Raw genomic sequence first — 23,406 nt, 5'->3', positions numbered from 1 at the left:
TTCACCCTCACATTAAACAATTCGCATCTGCATATCTGCACATCCGAAATTTGTACATCAAATCGTCTCCTCTACCTGGTAATGATTACGTTCACTTGAATTACGGGAAACCAGTTCGGCAACAAAGCCGGTTAAAAATAGTTGAGAGCCTAAAATTATGGCCACAAGCGCTATGTAGAACATGGGGCTCGAGGTCACATCTCTATATTTTTCGCCATGAGCAATCAGGTAAAGTTTATCGGCGATCATCCAGATAGCTATTACCAACCCGGTAAAAAAGCTCAATGTTCCCAGGGTGCCAAAAAAGTGCATGGGGCGTTTGCCAAACTTACCTACAAAAAATATAGAAAGCAGATCAAGAAAGCCGTTAACAAAACGGCTCATGCCAAATTTTGTCTTGCCGTATTTACGTGCGCGGTGCTCAACTACCTGCTCTCCAATTTTGGTGAAACCTGCCCATTTAGCCAATACAGGTATATAGCGGTGCATTTCGCCATAAACTTCTATATTTTTAACAACGGTGCTCCGATAAGCTTTTAAACCACAGTTAAAATCATGCAAATTATCTATGCCGCTCATTTTCCTGGTGGCGGCGTTAAATAATTTTGTTGGGATAGTTTTGCTGAGCGGGTCGTAACGTTTAGCTTTCCAGCCCGATATCAGATCGTATTTTTCTTCAACAATACGGCGATATAGCTCCGGGATCTCATCCGGGCTGTCCTGCAGGTCGGCATCCATGGTGATTACAACATCCCCACGGGTAGCTGCGAAGCCCATATTTAAAGCAGCGGACTTGCCATAATTACGCCTGAATTTTATCCCTTTTATAAAGGGATTGTTTAGCTTTAGTTTCCTGATCATTTCCCAGGAACCATCCTTACTGCCGTCATCAATCAATATGATCTCATAAGTAAAACGGTTGTCGTCCATTACGCGGCTTATCCAAGAGGTAAGCTCGGGCAATGATTCAATTTCGTCATAAAGCGGTACTACTACTGATATATCCATTTATTCGGGATGGGACGTTGGGCTAAAATAATGTTTGCCCGCAATCATCCGCAAAAATATAAAAAATAGGTAATGGTTTGTATAATGATTTTTAAGGTAGATGATACTGTTGTTATTTAACGTTCTTTAACATCCTAACTATACTATGTAAAGTCTCAATTACGTTAAAAGCACTTGAAAATATTTGTATAACTTGCCCATCACTATAAATAAAACCCTTATGAAATTGAATAAAGCAATTCTCTTTGTGCTTTTGTGTACTTATTCGGCCTTAAGCTATGCGCAAAATGGCGATCAGCAGAGTGCAAAGTACGATCAGCATAAAGTGTTTAACCCTTTATTTTATCCCGAAAAAGGCAACGAATTCAGGAACGCCGGTGGGGCACCCGGCGCAAAGTACTGGCAAAACCGGGCCGATTATAAATTGAATGTTACATTAGATACTGCAAAGCAACGGATTGATGGCACTGTTGTTATCAGTTATACCAATAACAGCCCCGATGCACTAACATTTTTATGGCTGCAGGACGATCAAAATATTTACCGCGAAGATTCAAGGGCCGAGGCTACCAGTAATGTGAGCGGTGGCCGTTTCGCTAACAAAACCTACACCAAGGGCGATGAAATAAAAGCCATCTATATTATCAAAAACGGCAAAACCATAAAGGCTGATTACTTAGTAACTGATACACGCCTGCAGATAAAGCTCAAAGATTCATTAAAAGCGGCGGGCGGTAAGCTGCAGCTAAAAATTGAATATGGTTTTGAGATCCCTAAATATGGTACCGACCGTATGGGCCGCCTGCAAACCAAAAACGGGTGGATTTATGAAATGGCGCAATGGTATCCGCGAATGGAGGTTTATGACGATGTAACCGGATGGAACACCTTGCCATACCTTGGCGCAGGTGAGTTTTACCTGGAGTATGGCAATTTTGATTATACCATTACCGCGCCGGCAAGTTTAGTAATAACCGGATCTGGTGAGTTGCTTAATCCTGCGGAGGTCTATTCGCCGTTAACGGTTACCCGGCTTGCCGCTGCCCGCAATAGCGATAAAACGGTAATGATAAGGGATGAGGCTGATATTTTGCATAATAACGATTACCTTAAAAAGCCAACGCTAACATGGCACTTTGCCTGCAAAAATGCCCGTGATATAGCCTGGGCAGCTTCAAAAGCATTTATATGGGATGCCGCGCGCATTAACCTGCCCAGCGGCAAAAAAGCCCTGGCACAATCGGTGTACCCGGTTGAGGCAAAAGGTAATGATGCCTGGAGCCGGTCGACAGAGTACGTAAAAGCCGCTATTGAACTATATTCAAACCAATGGTTTGAGTATACCTACCCTGTGGCAACCAATGTTGCCGGCACGGTGGGCGGTATGGAGTACCCCGGTATTGTTTTCTGTGGATCTGAAAATAAAGCAGGCAGCTTATGGGAGGTTACCAACCATGAGTTTGGGCACAACTGGTTCCCGATGATTGTAGGCTCCAACGAGCGTAAATATGCCTGGATGGACGAAGGCTTTAACACGTTTTTAAACGATGTGGATACCCGCACGTTTAATAAAGGCGAATATTACCAGGTTACCGATCAGCAAAAAGCAGCGTCGGGTTTGTTTAGTGCCGATGCAGAGCCAATTATGACTATTCCTGATGTATTACAGGAAAACTTTTTGGGCGTAGCCGCCTATGAAAAACCAGCTTTGGGTTTGACGATTTTGCGGGAGCAGATCCTGGGCGAGCAGCGATTTGATTATGCTTTTCGTACTTATATAAAACGCTGGGCCTTTAAACACCCAACGCCCTGGGATTTTTTCCATACCATGGATAATGCCGCCGGCGAAGACCTGAGCTGGTTTTGGAATGAGTGGTTTTTTACCACCTGGAAGCTTGATCAGGGTATTACCGCCATTAACTATCCTAATGGCGATGCCACCAAAGGGGCGTTTATCACCATTGAGAATTTGGAAGAAATGGCTTTGCCTGTTACTATCAGCATAAAAGAAGAAAATGGCAAAACAGCTATAGTAAAACTCCCTGCCGAAATTTGGCAACGTGGCAGTGTATGGACATTCCCTTATAAATCAACCTCGAAAATAACGGTGGCAACTATTGATCCTGATCATAAGCTGCCGGATGTAAATACGGAGAATAATTCCTTTAGTGGTTTGCCTGTACCAAAAGGGGTAACTACCGCGAGCGTTATTAAAAACTACCTGGAGGCCATTGGTGGTGTTGATAAACTGAAAAATATAAAGGACCTGCAAATTTCATCAACGGCAAGTGTGCAGGGTTCTGAAGTGCAAATGGTTACCAGGTATCGTACACCGGGGATGTTTTTTCAGCAAATTACGGTACCATCATACAGTAACCTGGTACTTAGCCATATTTTGGTAAATGATAATAATATAAGTGTACAGCAGGTAAACCATGATGTTCCGTTAGATGACGTGGCAAAAAAACTGGTGAAAGAAAAAAGCAGACCATTCCCCGAACTGGACTACGAAAAGTATGGAAATACCATGGTACTTGATTCAACCCTTAAGGTTGTAAATAATGAGATGGCTTATGAAATTGATGTAAACATTGCCGATGGTGCTGTGATCAGGAATTTTTATGATCAAAAAACCGGGTTGAAAGTGAAGCAGGTAGTGGATGGTCCGGTAAATTCAATCATCGAATGGAGTAATTATGAAGGCATAAACGGCGGGGTGAAGATCCCGTTTGTTATAAAAACAGTTGTGCTGGGCCACCCTGCCGATTTTAAGGTTAAAGAAACCGCGGTGAACAGCAATATGCCGGCGGTATCATTCCAGTAATTATCTCATCAATATTTTTATATTTAGGGCGCCGGTATTTAATAATATCAGCGCCCTTTTTATTTGACTATGAAGAAAATTTTACTTGGATTAATAATGATGTTTTCTATTGGTATAGGTAGGGTGTTTGCCCAAAAAGATACCGTGTTGTTATATATGAAAGACTCTTTTGAAGGTTATAACATATTTAATACCGGGGAAGGTGAGCCGGCTCTGAACAAGGAAGAGGCTACTTTCGTTCGGGTATTAATGTCACCCGTAAGTGGCAATGGACTTTATCGGGTGAACGATTACTATCTTAATGGAAAACTTAAATTCTCCGGGGAATCATTATCACCGACCTGGGATACGCAGCTGGACGGTACATGCGTGGCGTATTTTGAGAACGGACACAAAAAGAAAATTTGTAATTATAATAAAGGTGCGCTAACAGGCGATGTAATGGAATATTTCCCGAACGGTAGGTTAAATACAGTCAAGACGGTAGTCGACAAAGGTGTGATAGGGGCAGATGCAATGCCGCCGATAATCTTAAAACAATGCCTTGATTCATTAGGGAAAATAATGACAGATGAAGGAAACGGAAAGTGGGCAGAATACCACGGATCCAATATCCCATTTGCAGAAGGTATAGTGAAAACAGGTGTTGAAGATGGTGAATGGCGAGGCCGGCTTAATGACACCATCAATTATACCTGTACTTATAGTATGGGGAGTTTAAAGAAAGGTAGCAGTGTTAGCTCAACGGGACAGGTATACCACTTTACACAAATTGCAAGTTTGCCAGAGTTTCCTGGCGGCGTGGAAAAATTCGGCGCTTACATTGGTAAAACGCTTAACTATCCAGCTGATGCCAGAGAAAATGGGGTTCAGGGAAGGGTAATACTTCGGTTCGTTATTCGTAAAGATGGCACATTATCGGACATTAAAGTTGCTCGAACTCTTTATCCGAGTCTGGACCTGGAAGCACTAAAAGCTTTAAAGAAATCACCTAATTGGTTGCCCGGTTATAAATATGGAATCAAAACAGATGTGGTGTACATGATACCAGTAAGCTTTACCATGGTAAACGATAACAGCTCTATCACACCTGCTAACTAATCCAAGCCCAACGCCTTGCTTGTACGCTCGCGTGTAGCTACACTCAAAGCTTCGTCCTTAGCCAGCGATTGCCCATACGATGGAATCATTAGCTTTAGCTTTTCCTGCCATTGGGGTGTTTTGATATGGATTTTAAAGCAACGCTCAATAAGGTGAACCATAATTGGTACCGATGTTGAAGCGCCCGGGGAAGCTCCTAACAATGCTGAAATACTGCCATCTGCGGATGTTACCACTTCGGTACCAAACTCCAGCACGCCGGTATGTTTAGCATCTTTCTTGATCACTTGTACGCGCTGACCGGCAATATCCAATGTCCAGTCTTCGGCTTTAGCCGTTGGCAGGTACTCCTGCAGGGCTTTAAGCCTGTCTGCAGGCGATTGTAATACCTGGCTGATGAGGTATTTGGTTAAAGGCCAGTTATCGCGCCCTACGGCAAGCAGGGGTAGTATATTGTTTGGTTTGATAGTGCAAAAGAGGTCAAGCAATGAACCCTTTTTTAAGAAACGCGTTGAAAAACCTGCATACGGACCGAAAAGTAATTCGCGTTTGCCATCTATCATCCGCGTATCCAGGTGAGGTACAGACATTGGCGGCGAGCCTACTGATGCTTTACCATATACCTTAGCCTCGTGGCGCTTAATAACATCGGGGTTACTACACACCAGCCATTGCCCGCTTACCGGGAAACCGCCAAAACCTTTACTCTCTTGAATGCCTGATTTTTGCAGCAGGGGCAAAGCACCACCACCAGCACCAACAAATACAAATTTGGCATTTAACTTTCTTTTTTCGCCGCCTGTTTTATCTTTTACGGTAACCAGCCAGCTGCCATCTTTATTGCGTTTAAGGTTAGTTACATCATGATTTAGATGCAGGCTAACGCCCTGTTTTTGTTTAAGGTTGTTTATTAAGCTACCGGTTAGGCTACCAAAGTTTACATCGGTACCAATATCCATAAAAGTAGCGGATACCTCTTCCTGCTCATCACGGCCATCCATCACCAGGGGAATCCATTTTTTTATCTGGGTTTTATCCTCAGAGTATTCCATCCCTTTAAAAAAGTGATGTTTGATAAGGGCTTGCTGACGTTTTTTAAGATAATTAACATTATCAGCACCCCAAACAAAGCTCATGTGCGGCACCTTACGGATAAAGCTTTGAGGCGATGCGATGTATTTTTGATCGATAAGATAAGTCCAGAACTCTTTGGTTATCTCAAATTGCTCCGCAATTTTGATGGCTTTTTTAATTTCAACTGTACCATCGGGTAGCTCGGGGGTGTAATTCAGCTCGCAAAAGGCTGAGTGCCCGGTGCCGGCATTATTCATCGGGGCCGAACTTTCTGCGGCGATGACATCCAGGCGTTCAAAAATTTCGATGGTCAAATCTGGTTGTAGCTCCTTCAGCATCATACCCAGTGTAGCGCTCATGATACCTGCGCCTATTAATACTACATCAACCGTTGTGCCCGAAACTTTATCGCTATTAGTCATCTTATTATGATACCCTGTAACAGGTATTTTGAAATTAAATTACACCAGTTATAATCTGATTTTTGCCAAATTGTTATGCTAACAATAGCCCGCCGGCTTTATTTGTGGCAGGGGAAAATTAAATCAGACAATTTTAAGGATTTTTTAAAGAAAACGCGCCCTAATCTGTCCATAAATTGCAATAAAACCATGTTTAAATTTAAACAGGCAAGTTTTTGTACAATTTACCGCAGCTGTATTTATAATTATTTAACACAAAAGGACTAAAAATATGTATTTAATTAATCTACTATTGTGAAATTAAATATGAGTCGGAATAACTTCAAAACCTGTTTTTTTATATGGATGACGGGTGTAATTTTAATAGCCTGTGATCAGCCTAAGGCCAAGCCTGGTCCTATTTCAAAAGATATTTCAAAAACAACGGTGCAGGTGGCGGGTAAAAAGGATAGTGTGTTTAATAACCCGCTAAAGAATTATGGTAATGCTACCGTTGCCGAGCCGTGTGTAAAGTGCCTGTTGCAGGTAATACAGGAAAGTAAAAGCTTTAAAGAAAACACATACAGTTTATCGCCGCAAGATATAAATTACACGGTTAACTGGGTAAAAGCATCTGACCCTGCGTTAAAGCCCGATACCAGCAAGAGCACCAATGCCATCCGCGTTGATTTAAAGAGAATAGAAGATGGGGAGGATAAAATGCTGCTTTCATACGTGTATAATAACGCCGAAGGCACCATGTACCTCATCAATAACCAAAATAAGCTGGAACATGCTGTATCAAACATTACCCCTGAATTACTGAAAAAGATCCGTAACAGTTGCTATTGGGGAGTGGCATCGGGGAAGTAGTTCGCAGTTTGCAGTTTGCAGTTAGCAGTTAGCAGTTTTTTTGAGAGACCAACCACGTTAGTCAAAATTCTGAAAATTCTTTAATTCTGTGAATTCCGGTTCAGAAAATAAGGTAACAAAAAAAGCGATGAGTATGAACCCATCGCTATAATATTTTTGCTGCGAACCGCTAACTAAAAACTGCTAACTGATTACGTGGTATAACCCAGGATCTTCAAGACTTGTTTACTGTTCTGCTCTTCGCCAAAAACTTCAAAGTTGAATGTTTCATCGCGGTTGCGGCGAATAATTACGTGTTTAGGCGATGGCAGCAGGCAATGGTGTATACCACCGTAGCCACTTAGTACTTCCTGGTAGGCGCCTGTGTTAAAAAAGCCCAGGTATTGCACCTTACGGGTTTTAGGCATAAATACACTGTTCATGTGCGCTTCCTGGTTATAGTAATCCTGGCCGTCGCAGGTGATACCGCCAAGGTTCACACGCTCATATTCACTGTCCCAGTTGTTAATTGGCAACAGGATGTATTTTTGGTTTAATGCCCAAACGTCGGGTAGGTTGGTGATGAATGATCCATCAAGCATCAACCACCTTTCACGGTCATTTTGTTGTTTACGGCCTAATACTTTGTATAAAATTCCAGATGCTTCGGCAACGGTATATTTTCCAAATTCGGTAATGATATCCGGTTCCATGGTATCATGCTCGGCGCAGATCTCTTTAATCCGGCTTACAATTTCGTTGATCATGTATTCATAATCAAAATCGAAAACCAATGAATCTTTAAATGGCATACCTCCGCCAATATCAAGCGTATCCAGATGTGGATTTATTTTTTTGAATTTGCAGTAAAGGGTTACATATTTTTCCAGCTCGTTCCAATAGTATGGCGTATCCGAGATACCCGAGTTGATGAAAAAGTGCAACAGTTTTACCTGGAAATTAGGATTATCCTCTATTTTATTATGATAAAAATCGATGATATCTTCCATGCGCACACCTAAACGCGAGGTGTAGAATTGAGAGTCGGGCTGCTCTTCAGCCGCTATACGGATACCCAGGTTACAAGGGGTGTCCATCTCAATCTCATCGTCATAAAGGTTAAATTCTTCCTTATTATCCAATACCGGGATGATGTTTTTAAAACCATCATGCAACATATCAATAATATATGTTTTGTACTGGAAGGTTTTAAAACCATTGCATATTACCGTTACATCCTTGTTTACAGATCCCTTTTTTTCAAGGGCATCAATCATCGGCATATCAAAAGCTGATGATGTTTCCAGGTGAATCTCGTTTTTAAGCGCCTCTTCAACAATATGTTTAAAGTGCGAGCTTTTGGTGCAATAGCAATATTTATAACTGCCGCGATAATTGTTTTTAATAATAGCCTGCTGGAATAGCAGCTTTGCCTGCTGTATCTTTTTAGATATCATAGGCAGATAGGTGAAGCGTAGGGGAGTACCATACGTTTCAATCATCTCCATTAAATTAAGGTCCTGAAAGTATAGTTCATCGTCGATGATCTCAAAACCATCCTGCGGAAAACCCACACTTAAATCAAGAAATTCCTGGTAACTCTGCATCCTTTAAAAATTTGGGGCAAAAATGTGATTTTTAAACGGAATAAACAGCTATTTGTTGGGATAAAATTTATAGTCTGAATGTAATTTGTTTTTGCTTATAGCTAATGGTTCACGGTTGATGGTTCACAGAACCTGAACCTTGACGATGCAAAGCGAAAATTAGCTATAATATATAAACCATTAACTACGAAATAAAGGGTAAATGTACCTCCGCCATCATGCACCTTGCACTGCCACCGCCATTAGTTTCAATGGTATTGATATCGGCATAAACCAATTTGCCATATTTTGCCAGTGTTGCTCTTTGTTCTTCATCTAATGCTTCAAAAGCATTTTTCGACATTACAATCAGCGTTTCGCCTTTATCATTCTTTACCTCCAGCATATTGCCTGCAAACTGGTTCATTTGCTCAAAGCTGATGGTGACAACTTCTTTTTTTGTTAATTTAAGTGACTCTAAAACCACAATATGTTCATGCGGATTTGGAATGCTATCGGTACAGATCACCGCGAATTTGCTGCCTATGCACATTAAAACATTGGTGTGGTAGATAGCCTGGCCATGTTGATCTGCTGCTTCAAAACTGATAGGCTGATAACCGGTTTGTTCGCAAAATAGATCCAAAACTTCTTTATCTGTACGGGGCGACAGGCATGCATAGGCAATTTTGTTTTCTCTATCCAATACCATGCTCCCGGTACCTTCCAAAAACTTATGATCGGCCTCAAAGCGACTCAGGTCAATTACATGGGCAACTTTAAATTTATCTTCCAGGTCGGTTATGATATCTTCCCGGCGTTCCAATCTGCGGTTTTCTGCCTGCATAGGATACAGAAAAACGGTGCCATCATGGTGAAATGATACCCAGTTATTTGGGAAGATAGAATCGGGCGTATAAGGCTGTGGTGTATCGTTCTCTACAGTAACATTCACACCATTATGCTTAAGTGTTTTTACAAAGTGATCAAATTCTGCCAGTGCCTTATCCTGCACAGCCTGCTGGTTGGGATTGCGTTTCTGAAAAGCGTTGCTTTCGGCAGTTTCCTCATTAAAGCCGAAGTTTACCGGCCTTATCATTAATATGTTGCTGGTTGATTGTTGATTAGTCATTGGTTATATTTTTTTTCTGAACCGGAATTTTATTCAGGTTATACTACCTTATCCCTCAAAAGCGGCATGCTCATACAATGGAAACCACCACGTGCCCTGGAAAGTTCTGCCGAAGGCATTAAAATTAAGGTATCAGTTAAAGTTTGCGGATCAAGTTCGCCGGTTTCAAATTTTTGCAGCAGCTCATTCACTTTTATCACCTCAAAGCCTTTTTGTTTAAAGGCTTCAACGGTTTTATCGTTACGGTCATAGCCTAAAACCACGCCCTCTTTTAATGCTAAAAGGTTGCATGAATCTGTCCACTGTTCGCGTGCATCAAATGGGAAAGTGTTATTGCCCGAATAAATGAATTGAGTTTCTGTGGTACTTTCCAAATCTCTTTGACTAATATCAGTCAAAAGATCTTCCAGGCAGTTAAATATTTTTGTTTTTTTATTTTTTCTGAACTGAACTATCTCGGTACGGTCTTTTGATTTTTTATCGGTAAACCATGACATCGGCTCCTGCTCTTCCAATGGTGCTTCGGCAACAGCCAGCGAGCGCAGCAATACCCACGTATTGCGCTTAACCTGGGTGAATACCGTATCAATGTGCATATAATCGCGCTTATGCGGAATTTTTACAATAGTCACCTTTTTTACCACATCATTTTCAAACAGCAACTTAATGGCTTCATTGGCGCCGGTAATGGAGGTACGCTCGCTACAACCTATTAACAAATGCTGCGGACTAACCATCATCACATCGCCACCCTCTAAAGTGGTTTTTCCCTGGTTATCCTCGCCGGGGCGTAAAAAATGCTGGGCTGTTTCGGGAATTTCTAAAATGTTGTTCTGATAATCAGCAAACAATGGGTGATTAAAAAATATATACCTCATGAGCAAGGTTTCGCGGAAACGGGCTTTTTTTGCCGGCTTATTGAGCAGCATAAAATTGTTAACTGCTATCCCTAAATCCCTCGAAAAAATAAGGTTTGGAATAGGGGCGAAGATCATTTCCTCGTTACCTAATGATCCTGATATGAATATTTTAGCCAGTTCAACAGGGTCGGTATCTATGAGCTGCTGCTGCAGGCGATAATTGCAACTTTCAATGGCGCAAACAGATGCCACCAGTTTTTTGCGAATATCTGCCTGTTCTAAAATATCGGCCAATAGGGTTTGTATCTCAATAACGTTGCTTGATGCATGGAAGTTTTCGTTATCAGGCTTAAAAAACAAGCGGTCGTAATCGTTTTCAACCTGGCGGAGTTTGCCTTTTATCTTATCCGGATCTAAAAAATAGAGTAACAGCTTTACATAGTAATCGTACTCGTTGCGGCGCATGGTATCCAGGTGCACAATATCTTCAAACAACCAGTCCTGTGCTTTTGATGGCACAACTTTGCCCAGGCCACTATCGGGGCTATGAATGAGCAGCGTACGCAGAGTGCCAATTTCGGATGTTACATCTATTTTAAAATCAGAATTTTTAAGTGCCATAAACAAGTATATCAAACACAAATCTATCAGAAATTAAATAAGAAAATGTGGTGGCCGCGTAAATTTGAGATAGGGCGATTTAAAATATTCTTATGTTTGGGTATAAACTATACCATGTCGCAAACAACCTCACACTTTTGGAACTGGTTTAAACAGCACCAGGATAAATTAACTCAAATAAACAATCCCAATCTTAGCGAAAATGACCGGGAAGAATTGCTTGACAGTATATTGGAGCAATTGCATCTGTTCTGCGACAAGCTATATTTTGATCTTGGAGGATTACATGGTGAAAGCCAGGAGTTTGTTATAACCGCTGAAGGTGACGTTGATTATTTCGACAAAGTAGAGGAGCTAATTGAAGCCGCGCCCGATCTAAAGGGGTGGTCATTCATCGCGTTTATGCCAGCGCGAGGTTTGGGCGATACTACTGTTTTTGAAGACGTAGAACTTAAACCTTTTGAAATGTGGTTTTTACCGTTGGATAATAAAAACAAGCCAAAGTCTTTAGGCTTTAGAATATGCTTACCTAATTATGAATTGGTGAAAAATAGTAAATGGCTAAAAGCTGCAGTTTACAAAGTTTTGGATACGGCGTTGGGCGAAAAAGTATTCGCAATGGATATTGATTACATCGAAATTAAGGAATTGCCTCACGGTAATCTTGAGGCACAAGGCCTTTAGAGCTTAAAGATTTATCCGCATTTGTTAAATGGAAAAAGAAAAAGCTTGCTGCTTTATAAAGTCTTTCTTCTCCACTTAAATTTATTACAGCCAGTATCCTCAATTTAATTAATTTTGCCGCATGGATTTTATTATTGATGCGGCCGTTAAAGCAATTAAGCACCTGTACCAAACAGATGTAGCACCGGCAGCAATAGGCTTACAGGAAACCCGTAAAGAATTTGAGGGACAAATTACCATAGTTACTTTTCCGTTTACCAAATTCTCCCGCAAAGGACCTGAACAAACAGGTACAGAAATAGGCGAGTATCTGAAGGCTGAATTGAAAGAAGTGGCTGATTTTAATATAGTTAAGGGTTTTTTAAATATTTCGTTAAGCGACGAATATTGGATTGGTCAATTATATAATGAGATACTTCCGGATGATTTCGCGGTAGCAAAACCAAACGGACAAAAGGTAATGGTGGAATATTCATCGCCAAATACCAACAAACCACTGCACCTGGGCCATATCCGCAACAACCTTTTAGGGTTTTCGGTAGCGCAGATATTGGCTGCTGCCGGGTATGATGTTGTTAAGGTTAACCTGGTGAATGATCGTGGTATTCATATCTGTAAATCTATGCTGGCCTGGCAAATGTTTGGCAATGGCGAAACACCTGCATCATCTGGCTTAAAAGGCGATCATTTGGTGGGTAAATATTATGTGTTGTTTGATAAGGAGTTAAAAAAGCAATTGACGCCCATTCTTGAACGCGTTTACGAAAAAAATGATTTGTCTCTATTTAATGATAATCAAAAGGAAAAAATACACGCCCTGCTGATAAGCATTGATAAGCTCAAAGCAAAAAAATATGCTACGCCCGATACTGAAACCAAACTTATTGGCGAATTAACAGATAAAATTAGTGTCGAAGAAGACAAGATAAAGGAGATTGCCAAAAACGTTACCTCATTAATGGTTGAGACTCAGCAAATGCTCCAAAAATGGGAAGCAGGCGATGCGGAAGTTCTCGATTTATGGAAAACCATGAACAGCTGGGTTTATGCCGGCTTTGCGCAAACCTATAAGCAGTTAGGTGTTGATTTTGATAAATACTACTATGAATCAAATACCTATTTATTAGGTAAGGATATTATTGAGGAAGGCCTGCAAAAAGGCGTCTTTTTTAAAAAGCCGGATGGTTCTGTATGGATTGATCTTACTGCCGACGGATTGGATGAGAAATTGGTGTTACGGTCAGATGGTACATCGGTTTATATTACCCAGGATTTGGGTACCGCCCAGTTAAAGTATAATGATTTCCACATGGATAGGTCTATTTATGTGGTGGGTAACGAACAGGATTATCACTTTAAAGTACTATTCCTGATACTTCATAAACTGGGTAAGGCAGGTGCTAATGGCTTGTTCCATTTATCATACGGGATGGTTGATTTGCCATCGGGGAAAATGAAATCCCGTGAGGGAACGGTAGTTGATGCCGATGACCTGATGGACGAAATGGAGACTACGGCAAAAGTGCAAACGGAGGCCATGGGTAAGGTAGACGCGTTTTCTGAAGAAGACAAGCTTGCTTTATACAATACCATTGGTATGGGAGCGCTTAAATATTTCTTACTTAAAGTTGATCCTAAAAAAAGGTTGCTGTTTGATCCTAATGAATCGGTAGATTTTCAGGGGCATACGGGGCCATTTATTCAATATACCCACGCCCGGATTAAATCGGTACTGAGCAGGGCAGCATATCAGCCAAATAAAAATATTGAAATAACAGAACTGGCCGGGGTAGAACGTGATGTGATTGTGTTACTCACCCAATTTCCAACAGTAATCAAAGAGGCCGCCAATGGATATAGCCCGGCAATTATTGCCAACTACGTTTATGAACTGGCCAAAAGCTATAACAAGTTCTATCACGAAAAATCAATATTGCAGGCAGAGGATGAGGTGTTAAAACAATTCCGCCTGCAACTATCCGCGTCATCAGCAAAGGTGATCAGCAAAGCAATGGGTTTGCTTGGTATTGATGTGCCTGAACGAATGTAAGTTTGCAGTTTTCAGTACGCAGTTGGCAGTACGCAGTTAGCAGTTTTCAGTTAGCACGGTTGCCTACTGCTAACTGAAAACTGCATACTACCGCCCACTGAAAACTGCTAACTGAATTTGTCTGCAACTATAAGTGTTTTGCTGCCGACTGTATATTTATAAAAGCCGCTTCCTGTTTTTACGCCACGGTGTCCGGCAGTAACCATGTTAACCAGTAATGGGCAAGGTGCATATTTTTGATTGCCGAAACCATCGTACAAAACCTTTAATATAGCCAGGCAAACATCAAGCCCGATAAAATCGGCCAGTTGAAGGGGACCCATTGGGTGGGCCATGCCTAATTTCATCACGGTATCAATTTCTTCTACACCGGCTACACCCTCGTACAGGGTGTAAATGGCTTCGTTGATCATGGGCATTAATATCCGGTTAGCCACAAAACCAGGATAATCATTTACCTCAACCGGATCTTTATCCAGCGTTTTGGCCAATTGCATAATGGTTTGTGTAACTGCATCGGTTGTAGCGTACCCCTTTATTACTTCTACCAGTTTCATTACAGGTACAGGGTTCATAAAGTGCATCCCTATTACCTGGTCCGGATTTTTGGTTACGGCAGCTATTTCTGTAATAGATATGGATGATGTATTGGAGGCTAAGATCACTTCGTCACCACAAATATCACTAAGCTGTTTAAAAAGTTTAAGTTTTATCTCGCGGTTTTCGGTGGCTGCCTCAATCACCAGGTCAGCATTGGCTGCACCTTCTTTAATATCGGTATAGGTTTTTATCCTGCCTAACGTATCTGCTTTATCCTGCTCATTAATGCTCCCCTTTTTTAACTGGCGATCAAGGTTATTGGCGATGGTTTGTACAGCCTTATCTAATGCTGATGTGTTAATATCAACCAATGATACCTCAAAGCCATGCTGAGCAAAAGTATGGGCAATGCCGTTGCCCATAGTTCCCGAGCCGATAACAGTAATATTTTTCATCGTTTACCAGGTTATGTGATGCTAAATTGAGTTAAATTATTTGCTTCGCCAAGTACGGATTATCCTTTACAAATTAATAAGTGCGGCAGCTTCAATGATTGATTTTTTATGGGGGGTATCATACATTGGGATCTGCCCAAGCTCGGTAATACCGGAGTAGTTAAGTATATAGCTTTTTGAATAAATATCCTCTACGCCGTTAAATATTATACCCATTACCGGGATGTTATATGTTTTAAGGACATGTAATGATAACAGGGTATGGTTAATGCTGCCCAGGTAATTTTGCGACACCAATATCACTTTTGCATTTAACTGTTTGATGAGGTCGATGATTAAAAAATTATCATTAAGGGGTACCATTAATCCTCCGGCACCTTCTATAACTAATTGGTTATCAGTTTGGGGCAGCGTAAAGTTTTGACTGTTGATTGTTACTTTATCAATTGCTGCCGATTTATGGGGCGAGAAAGGCTGCGTTAAACGGTAAGCTTCGGGATGGAATTTTGTAATCTCATTAGATACAAGGCTTTGAACTTTCAGAGTGTCGCTGTCATCCAGATCGCCTGATTGAATGGGTTTCCAATAATCTGCCTTTAGTTTCTCGGTTATAATAGCTGATACGATGGTTTTGCCTATCCCGGTGCCAATACCGGTAATAAATATGGGCTGTTTAACGTGCATTAATAAAGTTGTTTATAGTATTGGTAAGCAAATTTACCTCATTTAAGGTATTAAAACTATGCAGGCATATTCTTATTCGTTCGGCCCCGGCTGCTACTGTGGGGCTTAGTATAGGCCTCACATCCAAACCTGCAGATTGCAAGGTGTTTGCTATTTCACGGGCCTTGTCGTTACTTTTTAAAATAATGCATTGAATTGCACTATCGCTTAAAAGCAGGGGAGTGGTCTCTGAATGGTTAACCTGTTTTTTAAATAGGTGGATGTTGTTTTTTAGACCGGAGATCTCTTCGTTGGCAGTATTCAATAGCTCATAGGCCATTTTTATCGACGCTAAATGATGAAAGGATGGGGCGGTGCTATAAATAAACGGACGGGCGAAATTAATAAGGTAATCCCTGAGTAAGTTATCGCCCAATACAATTGCGCCGTGGCAACCCAGTGCCTTACCAAAAGTGACTATCGAGGCAAATACCCTGTTTTGCAGTCCCTGTTCATTTACCAATCCTTTTTTATATAATCCCACGGCATGGGCTTCATCAACAATTAAATGGGCGCCGTATTTTTCGGTAATGTTTAAAATCTCCTTTAATGGTGATGTGTCACCATTCATAGAGTATATGCTTTCTACAACCACATAGCAGTTGCCTTTAGATAGCTTTAATTTGGCCTCCAGGCTCTCGGCATTATTATGTTTGAAACTATATCGGGTAGCGTAACTTAAGCGCGCTCCGTCAATGGCAGAGGCATGTATCAGTTCGTCGAGTATAATGGTGTCACCGCGTTGGGCTAAAGATGATAATAAACCAAGGTTGGCATCATAGCCGGAATTGAAAAGCAGACCCGCTTCAAAATCATGAAATACTGCTATTTGATATTCAAGCTCCTCTGCGTATTGAAGATTTCCGGAGAGTAACCTGGAGCCCGTGGATCCGTTTAAACTTAGCGGGTGATTTTTAATTTCGGCTTCAATGCGTTCTTTTAAAAATACCGAGCGGGCGAAGCCTAAGTAATCATTAGAGCAAAAATCAACCAGGCTGTTCTCGGGCTTTAAAGTTCTGTATATGCCTGATGATTTTCGTTCATCAAGTTTGCTTTTAAGGTAATCGTTTGCTAATCTCAATGGATATTAAACAATAATTAGTATCGGCGTTTACCTTTCGAGCTTTAAGCATTGGGCTTTTAACTTTTAAACGCTTTATGCAAAAATAAAAAAAGCGGCTTATCGCCGCTTCATTTATCACATTAATTTTGAGAGCCGCTGCTTCCGCCGCCGCCGCCCTGCCTCATCCTGTCCATCATATCTTTTTGAATTTTATCAAAAGCAGTAGCCTGTTCAGGTGTTAAAATGGCTTTAATTTTATCGTTTGTAGCTTTTCTCATTGGCATCATTGCGCTTCTCATGGCATCCCTGTCGCCATTGGCAGCAGTTCTTACACTATCCATTTTAGTTGCCTGTTCTTTATAAACAGCCGTTACTTTGGTAGTTTGATCGTCAGTTAGCTTTAATTGTGTTTGCAGATCCTTAGCCCTTTCTTCGGGGCTTTTTCTCATACCACCACCTTGTGCATGGCTTACTGCTGCAATCCCCATCAGGAAACAGCACATCAACAGAAATTTTTTCATAGCTCTTTTAAATTTAATTTACGTTTTAATCTATGATAAAGATATGCCGTAATGGTTTAAGAAAGCCGATGTAACTTAATTGTTGCTTTGCTGTAAGTTTGATATCGAACGCTGCATCTGGGCCATCATATTAGTAAGGCTTTCCATAGTAGGCTCGGGAGTTGGTTGTGGTAAATGGGTGGATATATAGCCTTTTCCTTTCCATATCTCCAGCACGTCTTCGCCGTTAATTTCGTAAGGTTCGTAAACAGGGTTATCAGATATCAGCTTTAGCTTTTTATTGTCTTTAAATTTGTTGCCAATGCGTTTATACACCACGCCATCATTTTTTGATATCACTATATAGGTTTCGCCGGGTTTAACGTCTGCCCAGTTCTCCAGGTACTCAGCTATAATGATGTCGCCGGATAGGATAGGCAGCATCGAATCTCCTTTTATTTCAAAGGCCCGGTAAGTACCCTGTTTAAACATAGGTAAATAAAACTTAGGCAATTTGGAAACATACTCCGGATCGGCGTAGCCATTTAAATATCCGGCGCTGGCTTTAAGCGGCACCATTTCAATATTTTCGTTATCCTCTTTATCAACAGAGATACTGAGTATGCGCAGGTTAGCCGGATTCCCTTTTGGCTTGGGCACCCACTTTTCGTTGATGGTTTCGTTAATAAAATCATCAATGCTAATGTCAAAGTATATTGCTAATGTTTTTAGTAGTTCGTATTTGGGCTCGGCTCGTTCCTCTTCATAAGCGCCTACTAATGAGCGTTTTATACCTACTTCATCAGCGAATTGCTGTTGGGTAATTCCCTTCTTTTTGCGAAGGAATTTAATATTTTGTGAAATTATTGACATAAAATTTGCATTTGCTAAATTTATTAGTAATTTTATGCTCATAAAGTTAGTAATATTTATTCGTTCACCAAATTTTTTATCAAAAAATGAAACGTTTTGTATATATCATCACCGACAGAAACAGGAAAAATCTTCATGTAGGTTTATGCTCAGACCTGGTAAAAACATTGCAGTTTTACAGCGACATGCCAACTTTGTTTTTTGACAGCGCACAGCAGCTCAATCGTTTAGTTTATTTTGAAGAAATAAATACCGAAGAGCAGGCAATGGAACGCTTTAAAGTGGTGAGCACTTTTACAAGGCCTCAGAAAGAAAAAATGATCAGACCTGTTAACCCTGATTGGGTAGATCTGACCATTGGTTTAAAGTTTGAGAGCGGTATTCGTGTAAGGCCACAATTACGCCCATCTGTAAATGCTAACAGGAGGACTATTACTTTTTAATAAATTTTAAAGCGCCTGAGTTCATGCAAAATCTTTTGCCGCCGCGGTCTGCAGGGCCGTCGTCAAATACATGACCAAGGTGTAAGCCAGTGCTTTTTTCGATAACCTCATCCCGGCTCATGCCGTAGCTGTTATCGGTAACAACAGCAACTTTTTTAGGGTCAACCGCTTTTACAAAGCTTGGCCAGCCTGTACCGCTATCAAATTTATCCTCAGAGCTAAATAATACTTCGCCTGTGGCCGCGCTTACATAAACACCCTTTTCATGGTTGTTCCAGTAATCGTTTTTATAAGGTGGCTCGGTGCCACTTTCAACCATAATATAATATTGGTTTGGTGTGAGTGTTTTTTTCCACTCCGCCGCGGGTTTGCTTAGTTTACGTTTAGCCTGCCCATTACTGTTTTGGCAGCCAAAAGCTGTTATAATGCTTAGTATAGCTATAGCAAAAATCGATTTTCTCATTACCTTGTTCATTTTAAGTTTTTTTTAATTCCGATCGTACCTGGGTTAGTCGCAAAACTTAACCTATCCTTACAATCTATTATACTTAAAATACGAAATTATATTTCAGGTGGATTGTCATCCATTGGTACAATTATATGGTTTTTACCTTGGGCTGTAATACCTTGTTTACCACATGCAGCATGCCGTTGTTTTGTTCAATATCAAAACGACTAATAATGCTTTCGCCACCATTCTCATCAATTAAAACAATATTACGGTTGGCATCAATTTTTGCTGTTAGTTTGTTACCGGTAAGGGTGGTGAATGTAGCCGTTCCCTTGTTTTTGTTGATCTCCTTTTCAATATCTTTGGCTTTGAACCGGCCGGGAATAGAATGATAGCTAATGAGGCGGGTAAGTTCCCAAACGTACGCGGGCTTCATCAGGGAATCGAGTTTGCCATCAGGTAAATTCAAAAAAGCATCATTGGCGGGCACAAACATGGTAATAGGACCTCTGCTTTGAAAAGTTGCAGCCAGGTTGGTTTTATTTATAAAATTATAAAATGTAGATAGCTCTTTTGATAAGGCAATATTTTTGATGATATCATTGGCGGGCAACATGCCATCGCCGGCCAACACCCTAAGCGGCCCTATAGCTTTTGGATTTACGGACACTAACGGACCCTGCGCAAACAACACTGAACAATATAGAGAGGTGATAACAAGCAACAATAATTTTTTCATAAAAACGGATGTCTATAAAGTATAACAATCAAATACTCAAGTGTTTTTATTAATTTAATTTTAATAAAAAAAAAGCGGCCTTAGGCCGCGCAAATATATCGATTTCAAATGTGTTTACCATCCAGGTGTAAAACCTAAGCCAAATACGGGTTTGCTAACGTCAGTACGGTTAAATGGAATAGCCAGGTATGGCTCTAACACAAACGCTCCAAAAACGTTTATCCGCAAGGATATACCGGCACTTAAGGCCGGTACACGACCATAGGTGTTGCTTAAAACGGGATTGCCTTTACTATCAAGTTGTGGGTTTCCATTGGCATCAATTGAGGGTGTTTGGCCCAAAACCGGCGGATTTTTCTGGAAATAGATATGATCTCCCGCGTTCCAGGCTAAACCGGCATCAAAAAAAAAGTTCAGATCAGTAAACAGGAATTTTGATTTGATCTGGGCCAGCTTCTCTGGTCCGGTAAATGGCAATCGTGTCTCGAAGTTAAATACAGCCATTCTGCTTCCCGACAGCTGATCAATATTAAAGCCATTTGATGACTTTTTGTTGTTATTGTAAAAGGTTTGCCCTTCGTATCCCCTGATATAAAATGGATACCCTATGAATAATGGATAGATCCCGTTAGAATCGCCAAAGCGACCGTAGCCAAAGAAACGGGCTGCAAAAGTTACCGGCTCAACACGTACATATTTCCTGAGATCGATAGTTGGTGAGAAAAAGTGGTAAGTGCCGAAGTTATACCCTGCCTCTAACCTATACCTGAAACCATTTAACGGCGCTGTAACCCCAAAAAAGGAATTATCACCTACCAAAGCGGTTGATAACTGCAAAAGCGAGTATGATTTTAAATTATAATTGAGCAGCGCGCTTTCTTCGCCATTTGGTATTTTATTTTTCCCGCTGCCTATAGGGGTTGTGTTAATAGTTTGGCTTTTATCAGCATTAACTACTGTATCTAATTTGTACACGGTACTGTAGCGGTCAACACGGTAGGAGTTGTAAGATGCGCCTCCGCTTACTTCAAAACGTGTTGTTTTGTTGATAGGATAGGAGGTGAAAACCCTGGCAGCATCTTCAAAGTTGCGGATGATATCGGTATTTTGTGATAATACGGTAACATTTTTACCACCTACATTTTGCTTAGGAAAAGTTTGGGTTTGCAAGCCAAACAGGTAGGGGATATGTGAAATACCTGTACCAAGGTTCCATCGGCCGGTTTGATTTACATAAGTTATAGCCGCGCCTGAATCATAGATCTGCCCGTTTACTGATGCGGCCGCAAAAATTTGGTTACGACCCAATATATCGCTGAATACCCCCTGGATGCCGCTGGAAAGACTGGTGCCATAAAAACTACTTACACCAACTCCAACGCCACTTCCTGCGAGGTAGTCGAGCTTGAATTTGGGATGATAGGCAATTTCTTTTACAGAATCGGTAGGGATCTTTTTGTATGCCAGGAAGTTGTTCAGGTTTGAATTGATCAGATCAACCCCTACAGCGCGGGAGGGAGGTAGCATGGCTGCGCTAAAATCAACTGCCTGGGCCTGTAAAGTAACCGGTTTAAATGCTGATGCTTTGGCATTATACAAGGCATATTTTTGGGCACGGTAATATGAGTAAACTACGTCGTCATTAGCGGATATGCTTAATGCCGGCGAAAATTCGGTGATACCACAAATTCCGGTAAACAAATCTGTCATCTGTTCCAGCTGGCCGGTACTCATGGTATAGCGATACATATTGCGGAAACCATCCCTGTTTGAAAGGAAATAGATCTGGGTACCATCTGCGGAATACTGCGGATTTAAATTATTGGCTCCATTAAATATCTTAATATCAGTTACTTTTCCACTGGCAAGGTCAAGCTCGGCCAGGTTAAATGTGATAGCTTGCTCTAACGATTGCTCGTATGTTGATCTATCGCTTGAAAAAATGATCTTTTTGCCATCTCTTGAATAAGCAGGCTGATAATCGGTGTATTTATCATTGGTGAGCTGAGTAATCTTTTTTGTATCGAAGTTGTAGGAGTATAAGTCGCTCTGCCCTTCAGAAAGTCCTGTAAAAACGATATCCTTACCGTTAGGCGACCATGAAAGGTTACTAAATTGCTCTGCCTTTTCCATTGATACATCATCAAGCATGCTTCCGCTATTTACATCAACTACTTCCATCCGGTTTCGGCCTTTACTAAATACGCTAAAAGCAAACCGCTTACCATCCGGCGACCATGCGCCCGCCGATTCGATAAAGTTAAACTCATCTATATGTGTATTAGATACCTTGCTGGTGAGTTTTCGTAAAATCTTACCCGTTTTGGCATCGGCCAGGTAAAGATCAATGCTGAAAAGGCTTTTGGCCGATAAGAATGCCACATACTTACCATCGGGACTTACTGCGGGAGCAACTACCAGGTCGCCGCCGTTTTCCTTGTCAAGCAATTTAATGCCTACTGGTTTTTGCGTTGTATCTTTTAAAAATGGCTTATAGGTTGTTTCAATAGAGTTTTTCCAGAGACGGGATAGTGTTTTATCATCATACCCAAAAGTGCGCCTTATGCCGTAGGCCAAACCGTAACGCGCTGTGTTTTTAAAGAAAGGTACAATTACCGTATCGCCATAAGTTGATCCTAAAAACGACCAAAAGGCTTCACCGTAACGATATGGGAAATATTTGTTACTCTCGGTAAGGTCTTTAACAGTAGGGATATCATGGTTCAGGTAAGCATCACGCATCCACATGGCCGTGTATGAATCTTTTTTACCTAATGAAAGGTACTCCGCCATACCCTCAATCATCCAGAGGGGTATATTGTTAATATTTTCAAAAGTTTCGTTTTCTTTTCCTAACAAGGCATGGTATTGAAAAGCGTGCACCAATTCGTGCCCGATAACATGGCGGGTCATTTGGTTGGTTTCCATTACCGGCATTACAACCCGGTTTTTTAACCCTTCGGTAATACCGCCTGTACCCACGCCAATCTCGCCGTCGATAGCCGTAGTTTGCTGAAAATCGGGGTGATTAGCATATAAAATAATAGGGTTGGCAGTTTTAAATGTATCCTTAAAAACTTGCTGATGCAGGGTGTACCATAATTCGCTTTCCTGGGCAAAGCGTTTGATCATGCTATCATTTTTGATGTAATAGTAGATCTCGAAATGCGGGGTTTTATATACCTTAAATTTGAGGTTTTTGTAACGTACTTTATTTTGACCAAAATATTGTGCTTTTGCGTTGTTGCTGATCAGCAACAAACTAAATAGGCAAATAAATATGAGGAGGAACTTTTTAGCTGTATTTAAAAATGAGTAGTTTTTATTCATAATTTAAACTAAATAGATGATGGGCCAATTTAACGAATAATTGGCAGGCTACAGGAGCCTGCCAATCAATATTTTAAAACTTATACATACACCGTA

At 41.0% G+C, this 23,406-nt stretch carries 19 protein-coding genes; 6 read left to right on the top strand and 13 right to left on the bottom strand.

Annotated elements, in window-relative coordinates; translation table 11 throughout:
- Positions 1 to 57: 57 nt before the first annotated feature.
- Positions 58 to 1,008, bottom strand: coding sequence for a glycosyltransferase family 2 protein (locus tag AC1D0K_RS12045; protein WP_477399671.1), 951 nt, complete (start codon positions 1,006 to 1,008; stop codon positions 58 to 60).
- A gap of 220 nt (positions 1,009 to 1,228) precedes the next feature.
- Here AC1D0K_RS12045 and AC1D0K_RS12040 point away from each other — a divergent pair, with 220 nt between their 5' ends.
- Entirely contained in the window at positions 1,229 to 3,832 is a 2,604-nt protein-coding gene (locus tag AC1D0K_RS12040; protein ID WP_477443349.1) for a M1 family metallopeptidase, read from the top strand.
- A 96-nt stretch (positions 3,833 to 3,928) separates the two neighbouring features.
- Positions 3,929 to 4,933: a TonB family protein gene (locus AC1D0K_RS12035; RefSeq protein ID WP_477399515.1), complete on the top strand. Its 1,005-nt coding sequence runs from the start codon at positions 3,929 to 3,931 to the stop codon at positions 4,931 to 4,933.
- On the opposite strand, the gene AC1D0K_RS12030 is transcribed toward AC1D0K_RS12035, so the two are convergent.
- Positions 4,930 to 6,429, bottom strand: coding sequence for a malate:quinone oxidoreductase (locus tag AC1D0K_RS12030; protein ID WP_477443351.1), 1,500 nt, complete (start codon positions 6,427 to 6,429; stop codon positions 4,930 to 4,932). The genes AC1D0K_RS12035 and AC1D0K_RS12030 overlap by 4 nt on opposite strands.
- Before the next feature lie 306 nt (positions 6,430 to 6,735).
- On the opposite strand from AC1D0K_RS12030, the gene AC1D0K_RS12025 reads away from it, so the two are divergent.
- The gene (locus AC1D0K_RS12025) at positions 6,736 to 7,281 is read left to right on the top strand and encodes a hypothetical protein (RefSeq protein ID WP_477399519.1); all 546 of its coding nucleotides are present in this window, start codon (positions 6,736 to 6,738) and stop codon (positions 7,279 to 7,281) included.
- Between the two features lie 191 nt (positions 7,282 to 7,472).
- Here AC1D0K_RS12025 and AC1D0K_RS12020 read toward each other — a convergent pair whose 3' ends face one another.
- From AC1D0K_RS12020 to AC1D0K_RS12010, 3 genes are all read right to left on the bottom strand, one after another.
- Positions 7,473 to 8,867 (bottom strand): arginine decarboxylase, encoded by a 1,395-nt coding sequence (locus AC1D0K_RS12020; RefSeq protein WP_295719791.1) that lies wholly within the window; start codon positions 8,865 to 8,867, stop codon positions 7,473 to 7,475.
- Positions 8,868 to 9,051: 184 nt separating this feature from the next.
- Positions 9,052 to 9,978 carry a citrulline utilization hydrolase CtlX gene (gene ctlX / locus AC1D0K_RS12015; RefSeq protein ID WP_477463061.1) on the bottom strand — a complete coding sequence of 309 codons (927 nt, stop codon included), beginning with the start codon at positions 9,976 to 9,978 and terminating at the stop codon, positions 9,052 to 9,054.
- Positions 9,979 to 10,016: 38 nt separating this feature from the next.
- On the bottom strand, positions 10,017 to 11,459 hold the full coding sequence (locus AC1D0K_RS12010) for an arginine deiminase family protein (protein WP_477394005.1): 1,443 nt from the start codon (positions 11,457 to 11,459) through the stop codon (positions 10,017 to 10,019).
- A 114-nt stretch (positions 11,460 to 11,573) separates the two neighbouring features.
- On the opposite strand from AC1D0K_RS12010, the gene AC1D0K_RS12005 reads away from it, so the two are divergent.
- The gene (locus tag AC1D0K_RS12005; protein ID WP_477394003.1) at positions 11,574 to 12,143 is read left to right on the top strand and encodes a hypothetical protein; all 570 of its coding nucleotides are present in this window, start codon (positions 11,574 to 11,576) and stop codon (positions 12,141 to 12,143) included.
- A gap of 121 nt (positions 12,144 to 12,264) precedes the next feature.
- Positions 12,265 to 14,193 carry an arginine--tRNA ligase gene (gene argS, locus AC1D0K_RS12000; RefSeq protein WP_477394001.1) on the top strand — a complete coding sequence of 643 codons (1,929 nt, stop codon included), beginning with the start codon at positions 12,265 to 12,267 and terminating at the stop codon, positions 14,191 to 14,193.
- 107 nt (positions 14,194 to 14,300) lie between these two features.
- Here the strand turns inward: argS and AC1D0K_RS11995 are convergent, their stop codons facing one another.
- The 5 genes from AC1D0K_RS11995 to AC1D0K_RS11975 all read right to left on the bottom strand — a co-directional run bounded on the left by AC1D0K_RS11995 (position 14,301) and on the right by AC1D0K_RS11975 (position 18,347).
- Positions 14,301 to 15,188 (bottom strand): 3-hydroxyacyl-CoA dehydrogenase family protein, encoded by an 888-nt coding sequence (locus AC1D0K_RS11995; protein WP_477443413.1) that lies wholly within the window; start codon positions 15,186 to 15,188, stop codon positions 14,301 to 14,303.
- A 66-nt stretch (positions 15,189 to 15,254) separates the two neighbouring features.
- Complete coding sequence (gene bioD / locus AC1D0K_RS11990; protein ID WP_477393997.1) at positions 15,255 to 15,872, bottom strand: dethiobiotin synthase; 618 nt, start codon at positions 15,870 to 15,872, stop codon at positions 15,255 to 15,257.
- The gene (locus AC1D0K_RS11985) at positions 15,862 to 16,992 is read right to left on the bottom strand and encodes an aminotransferase class I/II-fold pyridoxal phosphate-dependent enzyme (protein ID WP_477393995.1); all 1,131 of its coding nucleotides are present in this window, start codon (positions 16,990 to 16,992) and stop codon (positions 15,862 to 15,864) included. The genes bioD and AC1D0K_RS11985 overlap by 11 nt, the downstream gene beginning before the upstream one ends.
- A gap of 122 nt (positions 16,993 to 17,114) precedes the next feature.
- Complete coding sequence (locus AC1D0K_RS11980) at positions 17,115 to 17,495, bottom strand: hypothetical protein (RefSeq protein ID WP_295719770.1); 381 nt, start codon at positions 17,493 to 17,495, stop codon at positions 17,115 to 17,117.
- Positions 17,496 to 17,570: 75 nt separating this feature from the next.
- Entirely contained in the window at positions 17,571 to 18,347 is a 777-nt protein-coding gene (locus AC1D0K_RS11975) for an XRE family transcriptional regulator (RefSeq protein WP_477393993.1), read from the bottom strand.
- A gap of 86 nt (positions 18,348 to 18,433) precedes the next feature.
- Here AC1D0K_RS11975 and AC1D0K_RS11970 point away from each other — a divergent pair, with 86 nt between their 5' ends.
- Positions 18,434 to 18,790 (top strand): GIY-YIG nuclease family protein, encoded by a 357-nt coding sequence (locus AC1D0K_RS11970; RefSeq protein WP_295719766.1) that lies wholly within the window; start codon positions 18,434 to 18,436, stop codon positions 18,788 to 18,790.
- Here the strand turns inward: AC1D0K_RS11970 and msrB are convergent.
- From msrB to AC1D0K_RS11955, 3 genes are all read right to left on the bottom strand, one after another.
- Positions 18,780 to 19,253 (bottom strand): peptide-methionine (R)-S-oxide reductase MsrB, encoded by a 474-nt coding sequence (gene msrB, locus AC1D0K_RS11965; RefSeq protein WP_477393991.1) that lies wholly within the window; start codon positions 19,251 to 19,253, stop codon positions 18,780 to 18,782. The two genes, AC1D0K_RS11970 and msrB, sit on opposite strands and share 11 nt — an antisense overlap.
- Before the next feature lie 133 nt (positions 19,254 to 19,386).
- The gene (locus AC1D0K_RS11960; RefSeq protein ID WP_477393989.1) at positions 19,387 to 19,980 is read right to left on the bottom strand and encodes a fasciclin domain-containing protein; all 594 of its coding nucleotides are present in this window, start codon (positions 19,978 to 19,980) and stop codon (positions 19,387 to 19,389) included.
- A 114-nt stretch (positions 19,981 to 20,094) separates the two neighbouring features.
- The gene (locus tag AC1D0K_RS11955; RefSeq protein ID WP_477393987.1) at positions 20,095 to 23,310 is read right to left on the bottom strand and encodes a TolB family protein; all 3,216 of its coding nucleotides are present in this window, start codon (positions 23,308 to 23,310) and stop codon (positions 20,095 to 20,097) included.
- Positions 23,311 to 23,406: the final 96 nt, after the last annotated feature.

The sequence above is a fragment of the Mucilaginibacter sp. P1_A3 genome (assembly GCF_056406855.1).
The sequence above is the reverse complement of the archived record's forward strand: the minus strand, read 5'-3'. Positions and strand labels throughout refer to the sequence as shown.

What these genes read in the sequence shown, in the direction of transcription:
- AC1D0K_RS12045 (WP_477399671.1), bottom strand. Translation starts at nt 1,008, where the DNA reads ATGGATATATCAGTAGTAGTACCGCTTTATGACGAAATTGAATCATTG.
- AC1D0K_RS12040 (WP_477443349.1), top strand. Translation starts at nt 1,229, where the DNA reads ATGAAATTGAATAAAGCAATTCTCTTTGTGCTTTTGTGTACTTATTCG.
- AC1D0K_RS12035 (WP_477399515.1), top strand. Translation starts at nt 3,929, where the DNA reads ATGATGTTTTCTATTGGTATAGGTAGGGTGTTTGCCCAAAAAGATACC.
- AC1D0K_RS12030 (WP_477443351.1), bottom strand. Translation starts at nt 6,429, where the DNA reads ATGACTAATAGCGATAAAGTTTCGGGCACAACGGTTGATGTAGTATTA.
- AC1D0K_RS12025 (WP_477399519.1), top strand. Translation starts at nt 6,736, where the DNA reads ATGAGTCGGAATAACTTCAAAACCTGTTTTTTTATATGGATGACGGGT.
- AC1D0K_RS12020 (WP_295719791.1), bottom strand. Translation starts at nt 8,867, where the DNA reads ATGCAGAGTTACCAGGAATTTCTTGATTTAAGTGTGGGTTTTCCGCAG.
- ctlX (WP_477463061.1), bottom strand. Translation starts at nt 9,978, where the DNA reads ATGACTAATCAACAATCAACCAGCAACATATTAATGATAAGGCCGGTA.
- AC1D0K_RS12010 (WP_477394005.1), bottom strand. Translation starts at nt 11,459, where the DNA reads ATGGCACTTAAAAATTCTGATTTTAAAATAGATGTAACATCCGAAATT.
- AC1D0K_RS12005 (WP_477394003.1), top strand. Translation starts at nt 11,574, where the DNA reads ATGTCGCAAACAACCTCACACTTTTGGAACTGGTTTAAACAGCACCAG.
- argS (WP_477394001.1), top strand. Translation starts at nt 12,265, where the DNA reads ATGGATTTTATTATTGATGCGGCCGTTAAAGCAATTAAGCACCTGTAC.
- AC1D0K_RS11995 (WP_477443413.1), bottom strand. Translation starts at nt 15,188, where the DNA reads ATGAAAAATATTACTGTTATCGGCTCGGGAACTATGGGCAACGGCATT.
- bioD (WP_477393997.1), bottom strand. Translation starts at nt 15,872, where the DNA reads ATGCACGTTAAACAGCCCATATTTATTACCGGTATTGGCACCGGGATA.
- AC1D0K_RS11980 (WP_295719770.1), bottom strand. Translation starts at nt 17,495, where the DNA reads ATGAAAAAATTTCTGTTGATGTGCTGTTTCCTGATGGGGATTGCAGCA.
- AC1D0K_RS11975 (WP_477393993.1), bottom strand. Translation starts at nt 18,347, where the DNA reads ATGTCAATAATTTCACAAAATATTAAATTCCTTCGCAAAAAGAAGGGA.
- AC1D0K_RS11970 (WP_295719766.1), top strand. Translation starts at nt 18,434, where the DNA reads ATGAAACGTTTTGTATATATCATCACCGACAGAAACAGGAAAAATCTT.
- msrB (WP_477393991.1), bottom strand. Translation starts at nt 19,253, where the DNA reads ATGAGAAAATCGATTTTTGCTATAGCTATACTAAGCATTATAACAGCT.
- AC1D0K_RS11960 (WP_477393989.1), bottom strand. Translation starts at nt 19,980, where the DNA reads ATGAAAAAATTATTGTTGCTTGTTATCACCTCTCTATATTGTTCAGTG.
- AC1D0K_RS11955 (WP_477393987.1), bottom strand. Translation starts at nt 23,310, where the DNA reads ATGAATAAAAACTACTCATTTTTAAATACAGCTAAAAAGTTCCTCCTC.